The 246-nt window shown below is 43.9% G+C and carries 1 protein-coding gene; it reads right to left on the reverse strand.

Going from position 1 to position 246, the window contains the following annotated elements; translation table 11 throughout:
* Positions 1-110: 110 nt before the first annotated feature.
* On the reverse strand, positions 111-233 hold the full coding sequence (locus AB4585_RS28855; protein WP_372172218.1) for an oligogalacturonate-specific porin KdgM family protein: 123 nt from the start codon (positions 231-233) through the stop codon (positions 111-113).
* Positions 234-246 lie beyond the last annotated feature (13 nt).

The raw sequence follows: 246 nt of genomic DNA on the forward strand, positions 1-246 counted from the left end.
AGGATAACGCTACTGCTAGAGCTGTTTTAGAAACTTCCATATTATTCTCTCACGTTTGTTTTACTTATATGCCACCGCCTCAGAGGCGGCGGTCATTGTTAAAATTGTTCTTAGAACGCGTATTTTAGACCGATACGAGTTCTTAGCTGGCGGTTGTCTTCTGCAGAAGAACCTTGGTCAACTGTCCAGAATTCCATGTATGGGCGGAAGTTATCGATCTGGTAACCAACGATTACGCCTAGATCC

The organism is Vibrio sp. 10N.222.49.C9 (genome assembly GCF_041474985.1).
In the GTDB taxonomy this organism is placed as follows: Bacteria; Pseudomonadota; Gammaproteobacteria; order Enterobacterales; family Vibrionaceae; genus Vibrio; species Vibrio crassostreae_C.